This is a genomic window from Dermabacter vaginalis, from assembly GCF_001678905.1.
In the GTDB taxonomy this organism is placed as follows: Bacteria; Actinomycetota; Actinomycetes; order Actinomycetales; family Dermabacteraceae; genus Dermabacter; species Dermabacter vaginalis.
In genome coordinates, this window is sequence record NZ_CP012117.1 from 1,771,526 (window position 1) to 1,791,586 (window position 20,061).

A 20,061-nucleotide genomic window follows, 5' to 3' on the forward strand; every position below is an offset into this window, starting at 1 on the left:
ACGGGTGCGGTCCGACGCCTGCTCAGGCTGCCTCGATCCCAAGTTCTTTCGCTGCGCGCGCCCTCACACGCGAGCGATGCACGCGCATCGCCACGAGCCCACCGACCGCGACGACAAGACCAATGAGGCCGGCGGAAAAGAACGCCGTACCTGCGCCGCCCACGTCGATAATGATGCCCACGAGGGGGCTCCCAAGACTCGAGCCAATCGTCATGGCACTGCCGTGCCAGCCCATGGCTTCGCCGCGCGCGATCTCGGGCACGCGGCGCGAGATCGCTTCGCCCGTCGAAGCAATGCTCGGCGCGATTCCGAGCCCCGAAATAAAGCACAGGATGAATGCCGTCGGGAGGTTCGAGACGAGGGCGATCGGCATGGTCACGATCGAAAGACCGAACAGCACCCACAGCGGGTGGATGTCGCGGCTCATCGCGCCATAGGCGAGGCCACCGATCGCACTTCCGAGGCACCAGATCGCGATCACGGGGCCAATGAAGTCCTTGTGACCGAGGCCCTCCATGAGGGCGACGATGCCGAGGTCGCCCGCGACGAGGATAATGCTGCCCACCACGGTCGCGACAAGAATGGCGATGCCCCCGAGTGAGAGGAGCTGCTTCCTTGCAAGAGAGCGGGCTTCGTCGAGGGCCCGCGCGGATTCACTGTCGCTTACGCCGAGGTCGGCCTCGGTGAGCGCCATCATCTGGCCCGTCTGGGTATTTTCGTAGGCAATGCGCTCGGCAACAGCGGCAGGCGACCGTTCAAGGCCGGTTTCGGCGACCTCGAGGGGTTCGGGAATGCGGGCGGGAAGCACGATGTCGTCGCTCGAGAGTGGCGGATCGACAATCATCAGACCGATACCCGCGATCACGACGGCGGCGCCGATCACCCACATCGCGACATGCGACCCCCACGTGAACACCAGTAGCGTGCCGGCCGCGGGACCAAGCATGAACACGAACTCGGTGATGACGGAGTCGAGCGCGAAAGCTGATTTACGCATCGTCGCGGGGGTGACGACCGAAAGTGACGTGCGTACGATCGAAAACACGGGGATCGAGAAGAGGCCCGCGACAAAAACTGCGGGGAGCAGAATGGCGAAGGGCAAAAACGGTGCGATCGCCCAGAACACGAGGTTCACGATGATCGGCGGGATCAGTGTTCTCTTGAGGCCCTTCGTATCCATGAGTCGCCCACGCCACGGGGCGGAGATCGCTGCACCGAGAGTCGAGGAGGTGACGACGAAGCCGGCCATCATGTAGTTCTGGCCGAGGCTCATCACCGTATGGAGGGTCAGTACGAGCCCCGTTGCCGAGAACGGGAAGCGCGCAAGGAATCCGAGAAGGTAAATGGACGGCGCCTTGGGGAGCTGGAGCACGTCGCGGTATACGGAAAGAGCCACCTAAAAATCCTACCTCTGAGTGGGGGTCACGGTGATCTTCAGCGAGCTCACGCGCTCCGCGATGACCCGGGAGTGGGCGAGAAAAGTCTGCACTCGACTCATGAGGGCATCGAGCGCTTGTCGATCGAGCCCGGGGGTCAGGGCGAGCCTCAATTCGAGCTCACGCTCCTCGCCCGGAAGTGGTTCGGCGCCCTCGAGGCCGTCGACCGCGTGGACGAGCGCCGCGATTTCACTTCGCACAAGGTCGTCGTTGTGCGGTGCCCGCCAGGGCCGTCCCTGCGCGAGGGCCCACAGCGCCGAGCGTCGTAGCACGAGCGGGGTCCCTTCGCGGCCGAGATCAACCGCGAGACACGTGCACCCCTCGGCGACGGCCGACTGCGCGGCTTGCTCGAGCACCATGGGAACCGGACGCGCTTCGGGGCTCCACGTGGAGAGCGCCGCGACGTTCGTGAAAACGGGGAGAGCGACCTGCCCATCTCGCAGCTGAAGTTTGACCATGGCCATGTCGGACGCGTTATCGGCGTGCAGCCCGCTTTGGGTCTCGGCGCTGTCGGTCGCAATCGCCTGTATGGGGATGAGAACGCGTGTGCCCGCAAGCGCCGCCACGAGTCTTTCTCGCGTAGGATCTGCCCCCGCGTCGAAAGCCTCGAGCGCTCCAGCGACGTTTTCACCTCGCTCACCCACATCGTCCGGGAAGTGTGAGGGCGTAAGATCGCGCCCGTGCCACGGCGTTCCCGCGGTGTCAGCGAGCTGATCTTTTGCCGTGAAGTGCGCGGGCAGGGTGCGGGCGACTTTCGGGTCCTGTTTGCGCAGGCTCATGGTGTCCTTTCCGACGGTTGCCTCGCGTGCCTTGCCTCCACATTTCGCACTCGCTCGAGCGCCTCGGAGAGTGTGAAGCGGCCTTCGAGGAGGGCGCGGCCCACGATCGCGCCCCTCACGCGCGTGAAGGTGGAGAGACGAACGAGGGCCTCGATGTCGCCGAGACTTGCCGCCCCTCCCGACGCGATGATGTCGCCGCAGCTCTCGTGTGACACGCGCTCGAGGAGTGCGAGAGGAGGTCCCGAAAGCGCACCGTCACGCTCGATCTCGGTCACGATGAGACGTGCACAGCCCGCGCCACGGAGAAACGTGAGGGTGGAGTCAAGGTCCCCAATCGGCTCCTTGCGCCCGCGCGGATGAATCGATGCTCCACGAACGTCAACGCACACGGCGATCCGATCGCCGTGCGTGCGGATCGCTTCGCGCACAAAGTCGCGTTCAGCGAGCGCTGCGGCGGAAATATTCACGCGAGCACAATCGCTCGCGAGGGCGGCGGCAAGGGCTTCCCCGGAATCGATACCGCCCGAGTACTGGGTGCGCACCCCGAGGGCGTGGGCCTCGCGCACAATTGCGGCGAGTTGTGCATCGTTCGTGCCGCGTCCAAAGGCTCGATCGAGGTCGGCGAGGTGGAGCCATGAAGCACCGTCGCGCGCGAAGGTCCGCACGATGTCGAGCGGGTCCGTGCTCGCGCCGCCGCGCGGTGCGCGCGCGAGGGTACCTCCCGCGATATCGACCGCGGGAAAAAGGTCAAACCGGGGCATGTTTTTGGCCTAGCCCATCCGGATACGCCAGTAGGCCACGAGCACGCATGCCAGCCCCGTGACCGCGAGCGCAATGATCGCGAGGATCGGTTTCTTTTGCTTCGCGAACGAATAAGCGCCGCCAAGAAGGATGCCGCCGGCAGCGAGCATGATGAAGGCAAGGATCACTTGTGTCGACCGCCCGCGATCCACTTCATGGCTTCAAGTCGGCTGATGCTCGAGGGGTCGTAGGTTTCATCGATGTCCTCAAGGGTATTGAGGCCAAGAAGGAGATCCTCGACCTCGCCCGCGAGCGCGCCGAGCACGAGTGCCGGGGACGTCTCGCCCTCGTTTCGCCCATAGCGGTATCGGCACGCGATCATCCGGTCTCCGCGGCGCCAGAACATGACGACTCCCTGGCGCTGAAGCCCGAGGGACGCGAGCCTCGCGAGCGTGTGTGCCTCTTCTTCGCTCACATTCCCCGTGAGAATCGCACCGGATTCCGCATTGGCGGTCACGGCGCCCTCGGGAAATGGCGTGCGGTCATCCTCGGCGGCGAGGGCGAGGCGCACGACGCCCGCGAGGGCCTTCGCGGAGGCGAGCGGCGTCGCGACGATCGCGATCGGTGTGGGTGACGTAGGGTCGTCAGCGGGTGCGGTGTCGTTCAGTCCGGAAAGATCGTCGGGAACGTCGAACGTCTCGTCGGCATGGCCGGGGTGCCCGGGAGTCGGTCCCGTAAGCGAGCCCGCACTCCCGGGTGCGTTGGGGCCCGTAGGTGTACGCAAGCTGCCGGGCACGGTGTAGCCCGTGGGTGGCTCCTCCCCCGAATCCAGAACCGAATCGTCGAGGTTGATCCCCTTCATCATCTCCTCGAACTCGGCATCGATCTTTGCCTTATCCGGGTCGTTTTCGCCGTTGTCGCCACGGTTGGGGGTCGCGGTCATCGTGCGGGCCTTTCGTCGACGTCGGTGCACGGGTCCGTCACTCTCACGGACCCTCACGTAATTTTACGCCCCGCAAAGGGGCTAGGGTGGCGGGGTGAGAAACTACTACAGGGCCCTCGGGGCCGACGCCCTCCTCGTCCTCCTCTTTTCCGTGCTCGGAACAGTGAGCCACAACGGTGCGCTCACAGTTTCGAACCTCGCGCGTGTCGCGTGGCCGTTCCTCGTGGGGCTCGTGCTCGCCCACCTCGTGCTGCGTGCGTGGCGCGTCGAGCCGTGGAGGCTGTGGCCTCACGGCGTGTTCATCGTCGCGATCACGGTCGTCGCCGCGATGCTCATCCGCACCCTCGTAGGCGATGGAACAGCGCTCCCCTTCGTCCTCGTGGCCTTCGCCGTCAACGCCCTCTTCCTTTTGGGCTGGCGCGCCATAGCCGGGATTGTGGCGCGACGGAAGCGGGCAAGCGTCGGAACCGACGATTCTCACTAGGGCCGCGCGGCCCGCTCCCTCCCCCGGTGCACGCTCCCGCGCATTGCCCTCGTGCAACCCCGCTCACACCCCTAGTGCAGGCACTGCGCCCCGAGCAGAGTCTTGAGGGACGCGAAAAGTGCCGGTGAAGGCGCAACCGACAGGCGCCGATCCACCCGCATGAGGGTCGCGCGACCCGGCTCCGTGAGGCGCACACGCACCTCGCTCCCGCCAGGATGATCTTCGAGGATGCCCCGGAGCTGCTGTGCGACTTCCCCCGTCATGCGCGAGTCGGGCACCGTGATCATGAGGGGGCCATCGGCCATTGCGCCCGAGGTATCGAGCACGCGCATCTCTTGCACGCGCATCTCGGGCGAGCCCTTCGAGTTGTCCACGCGGCCCCGCATCGAGACCACAAGGTCTCCCGCAAGTTCGGTCGCAACCTGCTGATACGACTGCGGGAACATGAGGCAATCGATCGCGCCCTCGAGATCCTCAACCGTGACGATCGCCCACGTGTCGCCCTTCTTCGTAATTTTGCGCTGAATACTCGTGATGAGCCCCGCGATTGTCACCATGCCAAGCGCATCGGTGTCCTCGGTTTCCGCAAGCGCCGTGATCGAATGCGAGCTCGCTTGCGCAATCACGTGCTCGAGCCCCTGGAGCGGGTGGTCGCTCACGTAAAGCCCGAGCATCTCGCGCTCAAAAGCGAGTTTTTGCTTGCGGTCCCACTCGGGAAGCTCGGGCACCTGAATCGTGGCGGCGCTACCGGAGGCGTAATCGTCTCCGAACATGCCACCACCGAAGAGATCGTCTTGCCCTTGGGCCTCCTTGCGCTTCACGTCCACGATTCCATCGACCGCATCCTCGTGCACGAGCACGAGCGAGCGTCGGTTGTGGCCGAGCGAGTCGAAAGCGCCGCCCTTGATGAGCGAATCGATCGTGCGCTTATTGCACACCGAAAGGGGGACCTTGTCGAGGAAGTCCGTGAAGGAGGTGAACTCGCCCTTCTCCTCGCGGGTCTTGATGATTTCCTCGACGACATGCGCACCAACGTTCTGGATCGCCGAAAGGCCAAAACGGATGTCTTCCCCCACGGCCGCAAAGTTCATGAGGGAGGAGTTCACGTCCGGCGGAAGCACCGTGATGTGGCGGTGGCGGCAGTCCCCGAGGTACAGGCCAAGGCGGTCGCGATTGTTTTGCGTCGAAGTGAGCAGCGCAGCCATGTACTCAGTCGGGTAGTTCGCCTTGAGGTACGCCGTCCAATACGACACGACGCCATACGCCGCCGAGTGGGACTTGTTAAACGCGTAGTCGGCGAACGGCAGGAGCACGTCCCACAGTGCCTGAACGGCCGCGTCACTGTAACCGTGATCGAGCATGCCCTGGCGAAAGCCCACATACTGCTTATCGAGCTCGGCCTTTTTCTTTTTGCCCATCGCACGGCGCAAAATATCCGCCTGGCCAAGCGTGAAGCCCGCGACCTTCTGCGCGGTCTGCATGACCTGCTCCTGATACACGATCACGCCGTAGGTCTCGGAAAGAATGTCGTGAAGCGGTTCCTCGAGTTCAGGATGGATCGGGGTGATCTCCTGGAGCCCGTTCTTCCTCAGCGCGTAGTTCGTATGCGAGTTCATGCCCATCGGGCCCGGGCGGTACAGGGCCGACACGGCGCTAATGTCGCCGAACTTATCGGGTTTCATCTGGCGAAGAAGGGAGCGCATGCCGGCACCATCGAGCTGAAACACACCGAGAGTATCGCCGCGCTGAAGCAGATCGAATGTTGCCGGATCATCGAAACCGAGGTGCTCGAGGTCGGGAACGTCCTTGCCGTTCGTTTCAATGTTCTCGATCGCATCGGAAATCACCGTGAGGTTGCGAAGCCCCAGGAAGTCCATTTTGAGCAGACCGAGCGTCTCGCACGTCGGGTAGTCGAACTGGGTGATGATTTGCCCGTCGGAAGGGCGGCGCATCATCGGGATGATGTCCGTGAGGGTCTCGCTCGACATGATGACGGCGCATGCGTGCACGCCCCAGCCACGCGTGAGGCCTTCAACGCCCTGCGCAATATCCATCACTCGCTGCCACGAGGGATTCTCCCGATACTGGCGGCGGAAATCCTCCGCTTCCGCGTAACGCTTATCGTTCTCGTCGAAGATGCCCTTGAGCGTAATGTCCTTGCCCATCACCGCGGGCGGGAGCGCCTTCGTCATCTGATCACCAAGCGCGTACGGCTCACCGAGAACGCGTGCTGAATCCTTAATCGAGTTCTTGGTCTTCATCACGCCGTACGTGATGACCTGCGCGACCTTGTCGTCGCCATAACGCTCGGTCACGTACTCGAGTACTTCGCCACGCCGGCGATCGTCGAAGTCCACGTCGAAGTCGGGCATGGACACGCGATCCGGGTTGAGGAATCGCTCGAACAGAAGACCGTGCGGAAGAGGATCGAGATCGGTAATGCGCATCGCGTACGCGACCATCGAACCTGCACCCGAGCCACGCCCCGGCCCCACGCGGATCCCGTGCTCTTTCGCCCAGCGAATGAAGTCAGAAACGACCAGGAAGTAGCCCGGGAAGCCCATGCGCGTGATGATACCGACCTCGTAATCAGCCCGCTCCTGGACCTCGTTGGGAATCCCGCTCGGGTAGCGCTCGTGAAGGCCCCTCTGGACCTCCTTGATGAACCACGAATGCTCATCTTCGCCCGCGGGTACCGGGAAGCGCGGCATGTAGTTCGCGCCCTCCGCGGTCGTCGTGAATTCGACGTCGCACATTTCGGCGACCCGCAGAGTGTTGTCACACGCCTCGGGAAGCTCCCGGAAAAGCTCGCGCATCTCACGTGCGCTCTTGAGGTAGTAGCCCGAACCATCGAACTTAAAACGCCCCGGGGTGTCGAACGTCGAACCCGAGTTGATACACAAAAGCGCGTCCTGGATCTTCGCATCGTCCTCGTAGACGTAGTGAAGGTCGTTCGTCGCCAGAAGAGGGGCGTCGATCGTCTTCGACAGTTCGATCAGGTCCTTCGTGACGCGCCGCTCGAGCTCGAGGCCATGGTCCATGAGCTCGACAAAGTAGTTCTCCTTGCCGAACATGTCCTGGTATTCGCCGGCAGCCTTAACGGCTTCGTCCCACTGCCCAAGGCGAATGCGGGTTTGAATCTCGCCCGAGGGGCAACCCGTCGAGGCAATAAGGCCATCGGAGTATTTCGAGAGGATCTCGCGGTCCATGCGAGGCCACTTGCCCATCTGGCCATCGAGCGAGGCGTAGCTCGCGAGGCGAAAAAGGTTGTGCATGCCCGCCGTGGTGCGACTCAAAAGGGTGAGGTGCGTGTAGGCACCGCGCGCCGAAACGTCGTCGCCGGCATCCTGCTGCGCTTTCGTACCCCACTGGACGCGCGAGCGATCATGGCGGCTCGTCCCCGGAGTCACATACGCCTCAACGCCGATGATGGGCTTGACCCCTGCGGCGACGGCGTTCTTGTAAAACTCGTAGGCTCCGAACACGTAACCGTGATCGGTGATGGCAACGGCCTTCTGCCCGGCCTCTGCAGCGGCATTCACGAGCTTGCTGATCTTCGAGGCCCCATCGAGCATCGAATAATCGGTGTGGACGTGAAGGTGAACGAAATCCTCGGAAGCCATGCCCACGATTTTAGTGGGCAATGCCCGAACGGAGGGCTTCAGAAACGAGTCGAGAGAGACGAGCGGCGAAGACGCAACTAACCGGCGCGCAGCACGTTGAGCGCGTGCTCGAGGTCCTCGGGATACGGCGCCTCAAATTCCACTCGCGTATGCCGCGTGGGATGCTCAAACGCAAGGGCACGTGCGTGCAGCCACTGCCTCACGAGGCCAAGTTTCTCGGCGAGTTTCGGATCGGAACCATACTGCGGGTCTCCCACGAGCGGATGCCCGGCGGTGCTCATATGCACGCGAATCTGGTGGGTGCGGCCAGTCTCGAGTTTGATGTCGAGCAACGAGGCACCAGGAAACATCTCGATCACGTCATAGTGCGTGATCGAGGGTTTACCGCTTGCCATCACCGCAAACTTATAGTCGTGTTTTTGGCTGCGGCCGATCGGGGCCTCAATCGTGCCCTTCATGTTTTGAAAATGTCCCTGGGCAAGAGCGTGATAGCGCTTGTCCACGAGGCGATTGCGAAAGGCGTTCTTCAGAACCGAGTAGGCAACTTCGCTCTTCGCCACGACCATGAGGCCGCTCGTGCCCACATCGAGGCGGGAGACGATACCGCGACGCTCCTGCGCGCCGCTGGTCGTGATAGCCACGCCCGCGCCAAGAAGACCGCCAAGAACGGTTGGGCCTTCCCACCCGACGCTCGGGTGCGCCGCCACGCCCACGGGCTTGTTGACCACAACGATGTCGGCATCCTCGAACACGATGTCCATGCCGTCGACTTTCTCGGGGGCCACGTCGGCAATATCGCGCACTTCGGGAAGCGTGACGGCAAGCTGTTGCCCTTCGCTCACGCGTTCGGATCGAGCGGGAACCTTGCCGTCTACGAGGGCGCTTCCCGCTTGCACGAGCTCCGCGGCCTTCGTTCGTGAAAGCCCCAGAAGGCGCGAGAGGGCAACATCGACCCTCTCGCCCTCAAGCCCTTCGGGTACGAAGAAGAGCCGCTCATTACTCACGCTCGCACCTCGCTCTTTTCACGCGGATCCAGCGGAACGTTGAAGAGTGTGAGCACAACAAGCAACACGGCGCCGGTCGTCACCGCGATGTCGGCGACGTTAAAGATTGGCCAGTGCGGAAGTTCAAGGAAATCCACAACGTGGCCCGTCAGAGGCCCCGGGGCCCGAAAAAGACGATCGACGATGTTGCCGAGTGCCCCACCAAGAAGTAGTGCGAGCGAAACCATCCACGCGCGCGATCGCACGGAACGGACGAGAACGACGACAACGGCGAGCGCGATCCCGATCTGAACGCCGGTGATGATCGGAGTGATCGAACCGCCAAACCCAAAAGCAGCGCCCGAGTTATAGATGAGGCGAAGCTTGAGGATGTCCCCGACGAGGGGCTGCGCGACGTTGTGCTCGAGGGTGTTTTCGGCCCACAGCTTCGACAGCTGGTCGAGCACAAAGACGATCGCGGCGATCGCAAACGCCACGACCAGGGTGGAACGGGCGGAAGCGCCGGCCGCACGTGCGGACCCGGCGCTTCCGTTCATGGTGTGGCGATCGCTCACAGGCCGTAGTTAGCGGCCTTCTCCTGGCTTTCGCCAGTGTCAAGATCGCGAAGTTGGTTCTCGAGGTAGTTGCGCAGGCGAGTGCGGTAGTCACGCTCGAAGGTGCGCAGCGATTCGATTTCCTTCTCGAGTTCACTCTTCGTGCTTTCAAGACGCTCAAGCGTGGTGCGCGACGTCTCGTTTGCTTCGTTGACGATGCGCTCGTGCTCGGCGTTGCCCTCGCTGATGAGGCGGTCGCGCTCGGCCTGGCCGTTCGCCACGTGCTCATCGTGGAGACGCTGGGCGAGCGAGATGAGCTCGGAGGCAGAATTGGTTTCGCCAACGCGCGAGGCACCGGCGGCTGCAGGCGCAGCCGGTGCGACGGCAGCAACAGCAGTCTCGGTCTCCGGCTCAACCTCGGGAGTCTCGGCCTGCGCAGCGGGAGCTTCGGTTTCGACGACTGCCGGAGCAGCATCGCCCTCGCCACCTTGACCAACGCGAGCCTCGAGCTCGGCAACGCGGCTCTGAGCTTCCTCGAGCTCGCGCTTCAGGCGGTCGTTTTCCTCAATGAGTTCGCGAAGGCGGGGAATGACGTCGTCGTCAAGGTACTTGTCGACCTCGTCCATGTCGTAACCCTCGGTGAAGCGCACGGGAGTGAAGCGCTTATCTTCGAGATCCTTTGGCATAAGAGCCATGGGTTCCACCTCTTGTTGTTTGAACAGATGATGACTATTTAACTTTACCTGAGACCACGGGCGCAGCCTGAATGCACCCACCGCCCCGAAAACCCGTCAAGGGTGCGATCTTCCGGCCGCGCCTTTGGCGATCACTCACAACATGTAGGGCGAGGCGAGCATCGAGATGAGCGAGCAGGCAAAGAAGATGATGAGAACGCTCACATCAAGGGCGACCGTACCGAGCTTGAGCGGCGGAATCACGGATCGCAGCGCCTTCACCGGCGGGTCGGTCAGTGTGTAGATCGCTTCACAGGCGATCAGCACAAGGCCGCGCGGCGAAAAGGAACGCGCATAGGACTGGATCATCTCGATACCAATCCGCACGAGCAGCAGGATCGAGAAAAGGTACGCCGCGAGGTAAACGAGCGAGGCGAGAATCGCCATGCTCAGCTCTGGTTGTAGAAGGTGCCCTCGTCAGTGCGGGACTCGCCCTCAACCTCGATGAACTCAGGCGACAGGAGGAACACCTTGGTGGTCACGCGCTCGATCGTGCCGCGAAGACCAAACACGAGGCCAGCCGAGAAATCCACCATGCGCTTGGCATCGGCTTCGCTCATGTCAGAAAGATTGAGGATGACGGGAACGCCATCGCGGAACGACTCGCCAATGCTCTTGGCGTCGTTGTACGAGCGCGGGTGGATAGTCGTGATGCGCTGCATGCTCTCCGGAGCGGCCGGCGCGAGCGATACGCCATTCTGATGCGGGCGAAGCGGGGTCACGGTGGCCTCCTGAGCCTTGGGCTCCACGGTGCGCTCCGGGACACGCGCAACCTGCGCATCCTCGGCCGCGAAGCTCTGAGGGTCTTCGTAATGAGTATCGTATTGTTCTTCGGCGAATCCAGCCTTCGCCATCCAGTTGCGCAAAGCGCCCATCGAAATTCTCCCTATAAAGAAGCCGGTTGTTTGCCCCTGGGGAAGCACGGGAGTGCGGGGTCTTTTACGAAACTACCGCAGCGACCCTGGGCGCGACGGAATTTCCGCGCGTGTCGCGGGGTGCGCTACGCACCATTCTTCTGCCTCAGGGCTATGCCGCCAGATCACTCCGGCAAATCGCCCCGTGTGGGAATCGCGACGATACGAGAAAAGCTCCTCGCTTTCGAGGGTGCAGCGCTCGATTACCTCGATAGATTCATGTGCGAGTCCTGCGGCTCGAAGCTCGGCTACGGCACCAGCGGGAAGATCAAGTGCGGGGGTGCCCCACGACGTCCGCGAGGCCAGCGCCTCGTGTTTCGCGACCGATTCGTCAAACATCTGCTCGGGCACTTCATAGCACCGACCGCACACCGAAGGCCCGATGATCGCGTGAATATTTTTCGGCGAGGCACCGAGGCTCGCCATCGCCTCAACGGTGGCGCCGAGAACACCACCAAGAAGCCCGCGCCGGCCCGCATGAGCCGCCCCCATCACCCCGCTCGATTCCTCGGCGAGCACCACCGGGACGCAGTCGGCCACCATGATCGCAAGGGCGACGTCGGCCATCGGCGTTACAAGCGCATCCGCCACGCGCGCCCGCTCCCGCATCTCCCTCACATCGGCCTCAGTACGCACGATGGCGACATCCGCAGAATGTACCTGCTCGACAAAGACGAGAGGGGCGCCGAGCTTCCGCTCGAGAGCTTCACGACGCTTCTTGACCTCGCGAGGGTCATCTCCCACGTGAAGCGCCAGGTTCCCCTCGGCGACCCCCGTAAAAAGGGCGCGGGCCCCCGAAAAATCGAGGGCCCGCGCCGAAAGTTCGCTGCTCATGGTTCAGCGAAGGAACTGCGGGATATCGAGGTCGTCGTCCGGATTCGCCTCTTGCTTGATGGTGGGCACGTCAGGCACCTGAGGACGCTCGACCTGGACGGCGCCCTCCGCCTCGGCCGGGTCTGGCTGCGAGACCGAGGGCTGCTCGGGCTGTGCCTGAGGCGAGCGGGCCGGGATGTATCCCTGGCCCTGCGCGGGTGCCGAAACCCATTCGCGGCTCGAGTGCTGCTGCTCACGCTGCGCGGGCAGCGTGCTCGAGGGCTGCGCCTGGGCCTGCTGCTTCTGCTGCGCGCCTTCCTCGCCACGCTCTGGCTTGGGATCGAAGCCCGCGGCAATGACGGTCACGCGCACCTCGTCACCAAGGGCGTCGTCAATCGCGGTACCAAAGATGATGTTCGCGCTCGGGTGCGCGGCTTCCTGGATCAGGCGTGCGGCATCCGAAACTTCGACGAGGCCGAGGTCGCTACCGCCCTGCACCGAAAGGAGTACACCGTAGGCACCATCGATTGACGCCTCGAGAAGCGGGCTCGAAACCGCGAGCTCAGCAGCCTGGAGGGCGCGGTCGTCGCCGCTTGCGGTACCGATGCCCATGAGGGCTGTACCGGCATCCTTCATGACGCTCTTGACATCCGCGAAGTCGAGGTTGATGAGACCCGGGGTCGTGATGAGGTCGGTGATGCCCTGAACGCCCTGGAGGAGCACCTGATCGGCAAGCTTGAACGCATCGATCATGGAGACCTTGACGTCGGCAAGCTGGAGCAGCTTGTCGTTCGGAATCGTGATGAGCGTATCGACCTCGGCCTGGAGAGCATCGATGCCGGAATCAGCCTGGGTCGAGCGACGGCGCCCCTCGAACGTGAACGGACGGGTCACGACGCCGATGGTCAGCGCCCCGAGCGAGCGAGCAATCTTTGCCACAACAGGTGCGCCGCCCGTGCCGGTGCCGCCGCCTTCGCCCGCGGTCACGAACACCATGTCCGCGCCTTCGAGGGCTTCGGAAATCTCGTCGGTGTGATCCTCAGCGGCCTTGCGGCCAACTTCCGGGTCGGCGCCCGCGCCGAGACCGCGAGTCAGCTCCTTGCCGACATCGAGTTTCACATCGGCATCAGACATGAGCAGTGCCTGGGCATCGGTGTTAATGGCAATGAACTCGACGCCCTTGAGCCCGGATTCGATCATCCGGTTCACGGCGTTGACGCCGCCGCCGCCGACACCGACGACCTTAATGACTGCGAGGTAGTTCTGCGATCCGTCCACGTGGATGTCCTTGCTTTCGTTGCTCCAGCTCCACCCCATCACACTGCCTAGTGCGCCTCCCGCGACCGGCGCGGATAGGACAGAAGAGACATGGGGAGTAAGCGCATTTATCTCGTACTCGACGCTATTGCCTCACAGGCGTCTAGGGCAACATTGTCGAGCGCGTGTCTTACACGAATGTCATTTTCTCGTCACAGCCTCCACGGAACGTGGGAACGACGCGCGTCACGACGCGCTTTCGGTGGCTCTAGCGAATCGTCGGTGCCTCGGGCGAGGACACGTCGATCACCGCGCCGGGCTGGTTGAGGAGTGCTTCGAGGACTCGGGCTTTCAGTTCGGAATCCTCGGGCCCGCCCCACACGACCGTGCGAGGACCGGCCTGCGTTGCGACCTCGAGCGTGACGCTGGAGGGAGAATTCGCGGTCGCCTTCGTGAGTGCCGCGCGTAGATTCGGCGGGAGTACGCGCGTGATGTCGAGCAGCGCCGATTCCGTCGCCTCAACATTCGGTGTCGCGGGGTCAACGACCAGCCGGGGAAGACTCGCGGGGTTCGCGGCATTCGCGGGGAGTTTCGCTCCACTGCTATCGACAAGCGAGGTGCTACCACCCGATTCGAGCTGGGCGATCGCGGTGCGCTCAGTGATGACCACGCGGACGGTATTCGGCCAGTGACGAGTAGCCTTCGCGGCCTTCACCCCCTGCACGGCGGACAGGTCCTCCTCGAGAGCATTGAGGTCGGTGAAGGCGAGCGGCTGCCCTTCGCGCGCACTCGCCACCTGCTCGAGTGCGCTCACATCAACGTATGTTGCCCCCGCGACACGCACGTCAGAGACCTTGAGTTGCGGAAGGAAAGCGAGGGCGAGCACCGCAAGCGACAACAGCAACACGAAGGAACCGAGGATGAGGGGCAGCAAGCGTCGGTTTTTCTGCCAGGGCTTTTTCCGCACCCTGCTCGCGAACCTTTTTCCCGCGTGGACAACGGGGCTCTTTCCCGGCGATGCCGTTCGCTCTGTCGCGACGGAAGTCGCGGACGTTCGTGACCGGGCTACCTTCGTCTTCGTCGGTGCCTTTGCGGGCTTCGCCGTCTTTCCCTGCTTCGTGCGCTTCGTGTCCGGTGCACGCTTGGTGGGCTCCGGTGAGGTTTCCGTCTCCTGGGGCTTGGCGGGGGAAGCGCCGCCGGGTGGGAGAGGCTTCGTGTTCCGACGGTTGCCGACTACACGTTGCGGCTTCTTCCTTTCACCGCGCTTTGGCTGATCCGCTTTTGTGGTCTTGCTCTTACGGCTCTCGTCGACGTTCACCGCCGCCCTGGCTTCGGAGCGCCTTGGGCGCACGGGCCGTTGCGGGCGCTTCGGGGTGCTCATGCGCCGCTCGCTTCAAGGGCCTCGAGCACGCGCGGGCTCACATCCACGATATCGCCTGCCCCCATCATGAGAATGACGCGGGCATCGCGCGCATGGGAAGCAAGGTAGTCCGGGAGGTCAGCCGCATCGAGAACTCGAGAGCCATCGATGAGGGTGGCGACGTCCTCGCTACGAATGCTCGGGTCGAAATCCTCGCGCGCAGGGTAGATCGGAAGGAGGATCGTCTCGTCGGCGGAGCTGAGCGCCTCGGCGAACTCTCGCGTGAACGCCTTCGTACGGGAGAAGAGATGCGGTTGGAAGACGGCGACGAGTTTCCCCTCCTCCGCGCGTTCACGTCCAGCTGCCAGAGCCGCCGCGACCTCGCGGGGATGATGGGCGTAGTCGTCGATCACGGCCGTCCCGCGAACTTCGCCCGCCACCTGGAAGCGGCGATCCGCGCCCGCAAATTCCGCGAGCCCCGTCAGTACTCCCTCACGCGAGATGCCGAGGATATCGAGGGCGGCGAGCACACCGAGCGCGTTCAGCACATTGTGGCGGCCTGGAACGCGCAGCGAGAGGTTGAGGCGTTCCCCGCCTGGGGCCTCGATGTCCACGTGTGCACCGGCGGCGCTCGAGCGATCAGCGGTGATCCGCCACGTCGCTTCGGGATGTTCGCCGTACAGCACCACGCGGTGCCCCGCTGCCCGGGCGTCGCGCGCGAACGCGAGTGAACCGGGGTCGTCGGCGCACGCAACAAGGGTGCCGTTCGTCTCCGCAAGCCGCGCCGCGAATGCGGAAAGCACCGCGCGAAGATTCTCTTCGGTGCCGTGGAAGTCGAGATGGTCGGCCTCGAAGTTGGTGAGCACGAGAACCGAGGGGGCGAAGGCCACAAAGGAACCGTCGGACTCATCCGCTTCTACGACCGCGTACGTGCCCCCTCCCTGGCCCGCGTTCGCCCCCAGCTGGGGGACGGCAGCGCCAACGGCCCAAGCCGGCTCAGCGCCTGCCGCTCGCAAGGCGAGTGTGGCCATCGCACTCGTCGTGGTCTTTCCGTGCGTTCCGGCAACGGCAACGAGTGCCCGATTTTTCAGGAGGCCGGCGAGGCCCGCCGCTCGGTGAATCACCGGAATGTCCAGCTCATGTGCACGGCGTACCTCGGGATTATCGGCGCGCACGGCCGTCGAGACGATCACGAGGTCGGTGCCATCCTCGATATTGGCGGCGTCGAAGCCAACGGTGATACGCGCACCGAGGTCACGAAGGGGCGGGAGGAAGCGCCCCTCTTGCGACTCTGATCCCGTGACGTCAAATCCCGCCTCGAGCGCGAGGCGCGCAACAGCGCTCATACCCGCGCCGCCAATGCGGATGACGTGGATTTTGCGCACGTGAGTCTTCGGCCAGGCAGCGTCGGTGACGACCGCACCCGGCCTCAGCATCGTGCGTATCTCCCCCGGGGAAAATGGCCGAAGATCGTCGAGAAGATCAGTGGTGGGCATCACCGGGCACCTCCCTTGGGGCGCTGCGTTGCAAGGGTCGGAATCGACGCCGCAATGCGGTCGGCGACCCTCTCGGCGGCATCGCGCTTACCGAGTGCGAGCGCCGCATGTTCCATGCGAGTGCGCACCTCGGTGTCGAGCATGCACTCGGCAACGGTTTCGATGAGAAGTTCGGGAGTGAGAAGGGCGTCCTTAATCATGCGCGCACCGCCTGCCTCGACCATATCGGCGCCGTTGAGCGCCTGCTCACCATTGCCGATGGGGAGGGGAACAAAGAGCGCGGGCAGCCCCACGGCTGCGACCTCGCACACCGTTCCGGCTCCCGAGCGCGTCACCGCGAAGTCCGCCGCGGCGTAGGCATCCTCCATCCCGTTCACGTACTCGACCTGCACGTAGTGCTTCCCGCTCACGGGAATCTTCTTGCCCTTACCCGTCACGTGGAGGATCTGCACCCCAAGGCCCTCGAGCGGCACAATCGCGGAGGTGAGTATTTCGTTGAGGCGCTGCGCTCCGAGCGAGCCTCCCGTCACGAGGAGGGTCGGCATATCGGGGTCAAGACCGAATGACTCGCGTGCCGCCGCACGGCGCGCTTCGCGATCGAGGTGGGCAATTTCCGGCCTCATGGGCATTCCCACCCATTCGGACTTCGAGAGCGGTCCCGACGTCTCACTCATATCGAACGCGGTCATGACTTGCGCGCCAAGCCTTGCGCCGAGCCTATTGGCCATACCGGGCCGCTTGTTCGCCTCGTGAATGAACAGGGGAATTCTCGCGTGCTTGCCCGCAATGTAGGCGGGCGGGCACACGTAGCCCCCGAATCCAGCGACAGCATCAACGTCTTCGTGGCGAATAAACCGGCGAACATCGCCAAGACCGCGCCCGAACTCGCGAGGGAAGCGCAGCGCGGCAGCGTTAGGTCGGCGAGGAAAAGGCACCTTGTCGATCGTGAGCAGCTCAAAGCCGGCGGCGGGCACGAGATCTGCCTCGAGGCCCACTTTCGTGCCGAGAGCCACGACTCTCACGCCTTCGTAACGCTCGGTGAGGGCACGCGCGACCGCGAGCATGGGAGACACGTGGCCAGCGCTTCCGGCTCCCGCCACGAGAACGGTCGCGTTGGTGCGCGCGTGGGTGCTGGCAGTGGAGGTCATGAGCGCGGTCCCTTCCTGGTCAGTTGTGCCGACGCCGGCTTCGCGACAACCGTTGCCGATTTCTTCGAGTAGCGAGCGTGGGCCCGTAGTGCCTCCTTCGCACCGGGTTCCGACTTTGCGAAGGCGAGCAGCACGCCTAGGGCAAGCATCGAGGCAATGAGGGCTGAGCCTCCTGCCGAAACGAACGGCAGCGGCACGCCCAGAACGGGCAGGAGTCCCGTCACAACCGCCATGTTCACGAATGCCTGGGCGAGAATCCATGACGTGATGCCCGCGATCGTGATCTGCACGAACGGGTCGCGAATACGGAACATCATGCGATAGAGAAAGATGGCGAGCAGTGTAAAGAGGAAAACGATCAGGAGGGTGCCAAATAGGCCGAGTTCCTCGCCGATGATCGAGAAAATAAAGTCGTTGTCGGCCTCGGGGACACGGCCCCATTTCTGGCGAGATTGCCCGATGCCCACGCCCCACCAGCCGCCGGTGGCAAGGGCCATGAGGCCATTGTCGGCCTGGTAACACGAGTCTCCGGCGCACTCACCGTGCAACCAGTTGAGGGCGCGCGCCATGCGATTCGGGCTCGCGAGCACGAGGCCGAGCACGACGATAGCGGCCCCGCCACCGGCTGCGAGAAACCAGCGCTTTGGCAAGCCGGCAACCCAAAATGCTCCCGCGGCAAGAATGCCGACCATCATCATCGTGCCGAGGTCACGCCCCAAGATGATCAGGCCGAGCGCCGCTCCCGTACCAACAAAAGCGGTGCAGAGAACTGGAAACTCACGTAGACGGTGACGATTTTTCGACAGAAAAGCACCCAGCCACACCGCGAGCGCGAGTTTGAGAAATTCCGATGGCTGGCCGCGGATGGGACCGACCTGAATCCAGTTCCGGTTACCACCCTTACCGAGCCCGAGAGGGGTAAACACGAGACTCTGAAGGAGAAGCCCGAGAAGTAAGAGCGCTGAGGCTACGGCAATGTTCTTGTACCACCTCACCGGGGTGAGGGCTGCAGCGATGAGTAGAACGAGGCCGATGACCGCGAAAACACCCTGGGTTATGAACGACGCATAGGGCGAATGTCCCTTCGCGATGTTGGTCACCGATGAGCTTGAGAGCACCATGACGAGACCGATCGTGATGAGGATCCCGCCGATCGCGGCAATCGCGTAGAAATCAAGAGCAGGGGATTGAAGCCAGCGGCCGAGTGTTGATTTCACTTCCCCGCCGACGTCACCGAGCGGGCGCTCCTCGCTCGGGCGCTGCCTCGCGCGCTCGTTCACGCGCCGCTCCCAAGGTCCCGCGCCGCTTCGGCGAAAAGGTTGCCGCGTTCGGCGTAATTGGCGAATTGGTCGATGCTCGCGGCGGCCGGGGCGAGCAGCACGATGTCGCTGTCGCTCGCGTACGAAGCCGCCGCTTCCACAGCCTTGTGCATGAGGATACGTGTGTCTTCGCAATCTGCGGGGTCGATCCACACACGGGGGACGTTCGGCGCGTGGTCGTCGAGCGCTGTCGTGAACGGTGTGGGGTCGAGCCCGATGAGCACGACGGCTTTGAGGCGCGCTGCCTGCGCGGCGATGAGGCCGTGAAGATCCGCGCCTTTGGCGTCTCCCCCGGCGATCCACACCACGGAGGGTGCGGCGCCGAGCGCTGCGGCAGCCGAATCGGGATTCGTGGCCTTCGAGTCATCAACAAAAGCCACGCCGTCTTTGACATGAACGATTTCGCTGCGGTGCTCCCCCGCACGGTAGGCGGCGAGCCCTTCGCGCACGTGAATCGGCTGCACCCCGAACGAGCGCGCGAGTGCAGCGGCAAAAAGCGCATTGAGAACAACGTGGGGCGGGGCGCCGTGCGGTCCAAGGTGAGCCAGCGTGTCGAGGTTCGCGATCTCTGCTGCCTGCGAGTGCCGATTCTCGCAAAAAGCGCGGTCGACGAGGAGATCCTCCACGATGCCGAACTCACTCGGGCCGGGAGCGGAGAGGCTCACACCGATCGCGCGGCAGCCCTCAACCACATCGGCTTCTTCGAGGGCGTGACGCGTGCGCTGATCAGCCTTGTTGTACAGGCACGCGTGCTGCGTTCCCGCATACACCTTTGCCTTTGCCTCGGCGTAGGCGTCCATTCCACCGTGCCAGTCGAGGTGATCGGCGCCGATGTTGATGATCGCGCTCGAGTGCGCACCGAGATTCTCCGTCCAGTGCAACTGGAAACTCGAGAGCTCGAGAGCAATGGCCTCAAAGCCCTCCGGATCGAGCGCCGCTTCGATCAGGGGAAGCCCCACGTTGCCCGCAGCCACCGAACGCACACCGGCGTTCAGCAAAATCGACTCGAGCATCGTCACGACGGTCGTTTTCCCGTTCGTGCCCGTGACAGCGAGCCACTCAGGGCCATCAGCCTTTTGCATGCGGCGCGCGAGCTCGATCTCCGACCAGATTTCGATCCCCGCGTCCTTCGCAGCGACGAGGAGGGGGTGGTCAGGCCGCCACCCGGGAGACGTGACAACGACGTCGAACGGGGAGCCGTCGGAATTTTCAGGCAGCGCGCGCGTGTGCTCTTCGCCGAGCAGGATCCGCGCACCGAGAGTCTCGAGAACCTTGGCGCGCTCAAGGTTTGATTCTGAACGCGAAGCGTCCACCGCGGTCACATGCGCGCCGCGCTGAAGTGTTTGGTCCACAATCGCGTACCCCGAAACCCCGAATCCCGTCACGAGGATGCGGGCGCCCGAAACGTCAAGGCCCGGGAAGGGACGCTCGGGAAGTCGCACAGAAGTTTCAGAAGAAGTCACGCGATGACACCTGG

Annotated in this window: 19 protein-coding genes; 1 reads left to right on the forward strand and 18 read right to left on the reverse strand. The window is 63.7% G+C overall.

The features are described 5' to 3' along the window. Positions 1–22: 22 nt before the first annotated feature. Genes DAD186_RS07815 through DAD186_RS07830 form a run of 5 tightly spaced genes read right to left on the reverse strand, consistent with a single transcriptional unit; the run spans position 23 to position 3,899 of the window. The gene (locus tag DAD186_RS07815) at positions 23–1,396 is read right to left on the reverse strand and encodes an MFS transporter (protein ID WP_065248185.1); all 1,374 of its coding nucleotides are present in this window, start codon (positions 1,394–1,396) and stop codon (positions 23–25) included. A 9-nt stretch (positions 1,397–1,405) separates the two neighbouring features. Next, positions 1,406–2,215, reverse strand: a complete 810-nt coding sequence (locus DAD186_RS07820; protein ID WP_065248186.1) for an SseB family protein — start codon at positions 2,213–2,215, stop codon at positions 1,406–1,408. After that, positions 2,212–2,976 (reverse strand): HisA/HisF-related TIM barrel protein, encoded by a 765-nt coding sequence (locus tag DAD186_RS07825; protein WP_065248187.1) that lies wholly within the window; start codon positions 2,974–2,976, stop codon positions 2,212–2,214. Before DAD186_RS07825 ends, DAD186_RS07820 begins: the two co-directional genes overlap by 4 nt. A 9-nt stretch (positions 2,977–2,985) precedes the next feature. Further along, positions 2,986–3,144 carry a hypothetical protein gene (locus DAD186_RS10985; protein ID WP_164497589.1) on the reverse strand — a complete coding sequence of 53 codons (159 nt, stop codon included), beginning with the start codon at positions 3,142–3,144 and terminating at the stop codon, positions 2,986–2,988. Next, positions 3,141–3,899 (reverse strand): hypothetical protein, encoded by a 759-nt coding sequence (locus DAD186_RS07830; RefSeq protein ID WP_065248188.1) that lies wholly within the window; start codon positions 3,897–3,899, stop codon positions 3,141–3,143. Before DAD186_RS07830 ends, DAD186_RS10985 begins: the two co-directional genes overlap by 4 nt. Positions 3,900–3,993: 94 nt before the next feature. Between DAD186_RS07830 and DAD186_RS07835 the strand changes: the two genes are divergently transcribed. Further along, complete coding sequence (locus DAD186_RS07835; protein ID WP_065248189.1) at positions 3,994–4,383, forward strand: DUF3054 domain-containing protein; 390 nt, start codon at positions 3,994–3,996, stop codon at positions 4,381–4,383. Positions 4,384–4,454: 71 nt separating this feature from the next. Here DAD186_RS07835 and dnaE read toward each other — a convergent pair whose 3' ends face one another. From dnaE to murD, 13 genes are all read right to left on the reverse strand, one after another. Beyond that, positions 4,455–8,006: a DNA polymerase III subunit alpha gene (dnaE, locus tag DAD186_RS07840; RefSeq protein WP_065248190.1), complete on the reverse strand. Its 3,552-nt coding sequence runs from the start codon at positions 8,004–8,006 to the stop codon at positions 4,455–4,457. Between the two features lie 77 nt (positions 8,007–8,083). Continuing rightward, entirely contained in the window at positions 8,084–9,010 is a 927-nt protein-coding gene (locus DAD186_RS07845) for an RluA family pseudouridine synthase (RefSeq protein WP_065248191.1), read from the reverse strand. Then, complete coding sequence (gene lspA / locus DAD186_RS07850) at positions 9,007–9,564, reverse strand: signal peptidase II (protein ID WP_236886232.1); 558 nt, start codon at positions 9,562–9,564, stop codon at positions 9,007–9,009. Before lspA ends, DAD186_RS07845 begins: the two co-directional genes overlap by 4 nt. Next, positions 9,561–10,238: a DivIVA domain-containing protein gene (locus DAD186_RS07855; protein WP_065248192.1), complete on the reverse strand. Its 678-nt coding sequence runs from the start codon at positions 10,236–10,238 to the stop codon at positions 9,561–9,563. The genes lspA and DAD186_RS07855 overlap by 4 nt, the downstream gene beginning before the upstream one ends. A gap of 135 nt (positions 10,239–10,373) precedes the next feature. Continuing rightward, the gene (locus DAD186_RS07860; RefSeq protein ID WP_065248193.1) at positions 10,374–10,664 is read right to left on the reverse strand and encodes a YggT family protein; all 291 of its coding nucleotides are present in this window, start codon (positions 10,662–10,664) and stop codon (positions 10,374–10,376) included. Between the two features lie 2 nt (positions 10,665–10,666). Further along, positions 10,667–11,152, reverse strand: coding sequence for a cell division protein SepF (locus DAD186_RS07865; RefSeq protein ID WP_065248194.1), 486 nt, complete (start codon positions 11,150–11,152; stop codon positions 10,667–10,669). 72 nt (positions 11,153–11,224) lie between these two features. Continuing rightward, positions 11,225–12,025 (reverse strand): peptidoglycan editing factor PgeF, encoded by an 801-nt coding sequence (gene pgeF / locus DAD186_RS07870; RefSeq protein ID WP_082991140.1) that lies wholly within the window; start codon positions 12,023–12,025, stop codon positions 11,225–11,227. Between the two features lie 3 nt (positions 12,026–12,028). Next, positions 12,029–13,282 (reverse strand): cell division protein FtsZ, encoded by a 1,254-nt coding sequence (ftsZ, locus tag DAD186_RS07875; RefSeq protein WP_157457118.1) that lies wholly within the window; start codon positions 13,280–13,282, stop codon positions 12,029–12,031. A 247-nt stretch (positions 13,283–13,529) separates the two neighbouring features. Beyond that, positions 13,530–14,642: a cell division protein FtsQ/DivIB gene (locus DAD186_RS07880; RefSeq protein ID WP_082991141.1), complete on the reverse strand. Its 1,113-nt coding sequence runs from the start codon at positions 14,640–14,642 to the stop codon at positions 13,530–13,532. Beyond that, positions 14,639–16,117, reverse strand: a complete 1,479-nt coding sequence (murC, locus tag DAD186_RS07885; RefSeq protein ID WP_082991142.1) for a UDP-N-acetylmuramate--L-alanine ligase — start codon at positions 16,115–16,117, stop codon at positions 14,639–14,641. Before murC ends, DAD186_RS07880 begins: the two co-directional genes overlap by 4 nt. After that, the gene (gene murG / locus DAD186_RS07890; protein WP_065248197.1) at positions 16,117–17,265 is read right to left on the reverse strand and encodes an undecaprenyldiphospho-muramoylpentapeptide beta-N-acetylglucosaminyltransferase; all 1,149 of its coding nucleotides are present in this window, start codon (positions 17,263–17,265) and stop codon (positions 16,117–16,119) included. The genes murC and murG overlap by 1 nt, the downstream gene beginning before the upstream one ends. Beyond that, positions 17,262–18,545, reverse strand: a complete 1,284-nt coding sequence (locus tag DAD186_RS07895; protein ID WP_065248198.1) for an FtsW/RodA/SpoVE family cell cycle protein — start codon at positions 18,543–18,545, stop codon at positions 17,262–17,264. The genes murG and DAD186_RS07895 overlap by 4 nt, the downstream gene beginning before the upstream one ends. After that, positions 18,542–20,047, reverse strand: coding sequence for a UDP-N-acetylmuramoyl-L-alanine--D-glutamate ligase (gene murD, locus DAD186_RS07900; RefSeq protein WP_065248199.1), 1,506 nt, complete (start codon positions 20,045–20,047; stop codon positions 18,542–18,544). Before murD ends, DAD186_RS07895 begins: the two co-directional genes overlap by 4 nt. Positions 20,048–20,061: the final 14 nt, after the last annotated feature.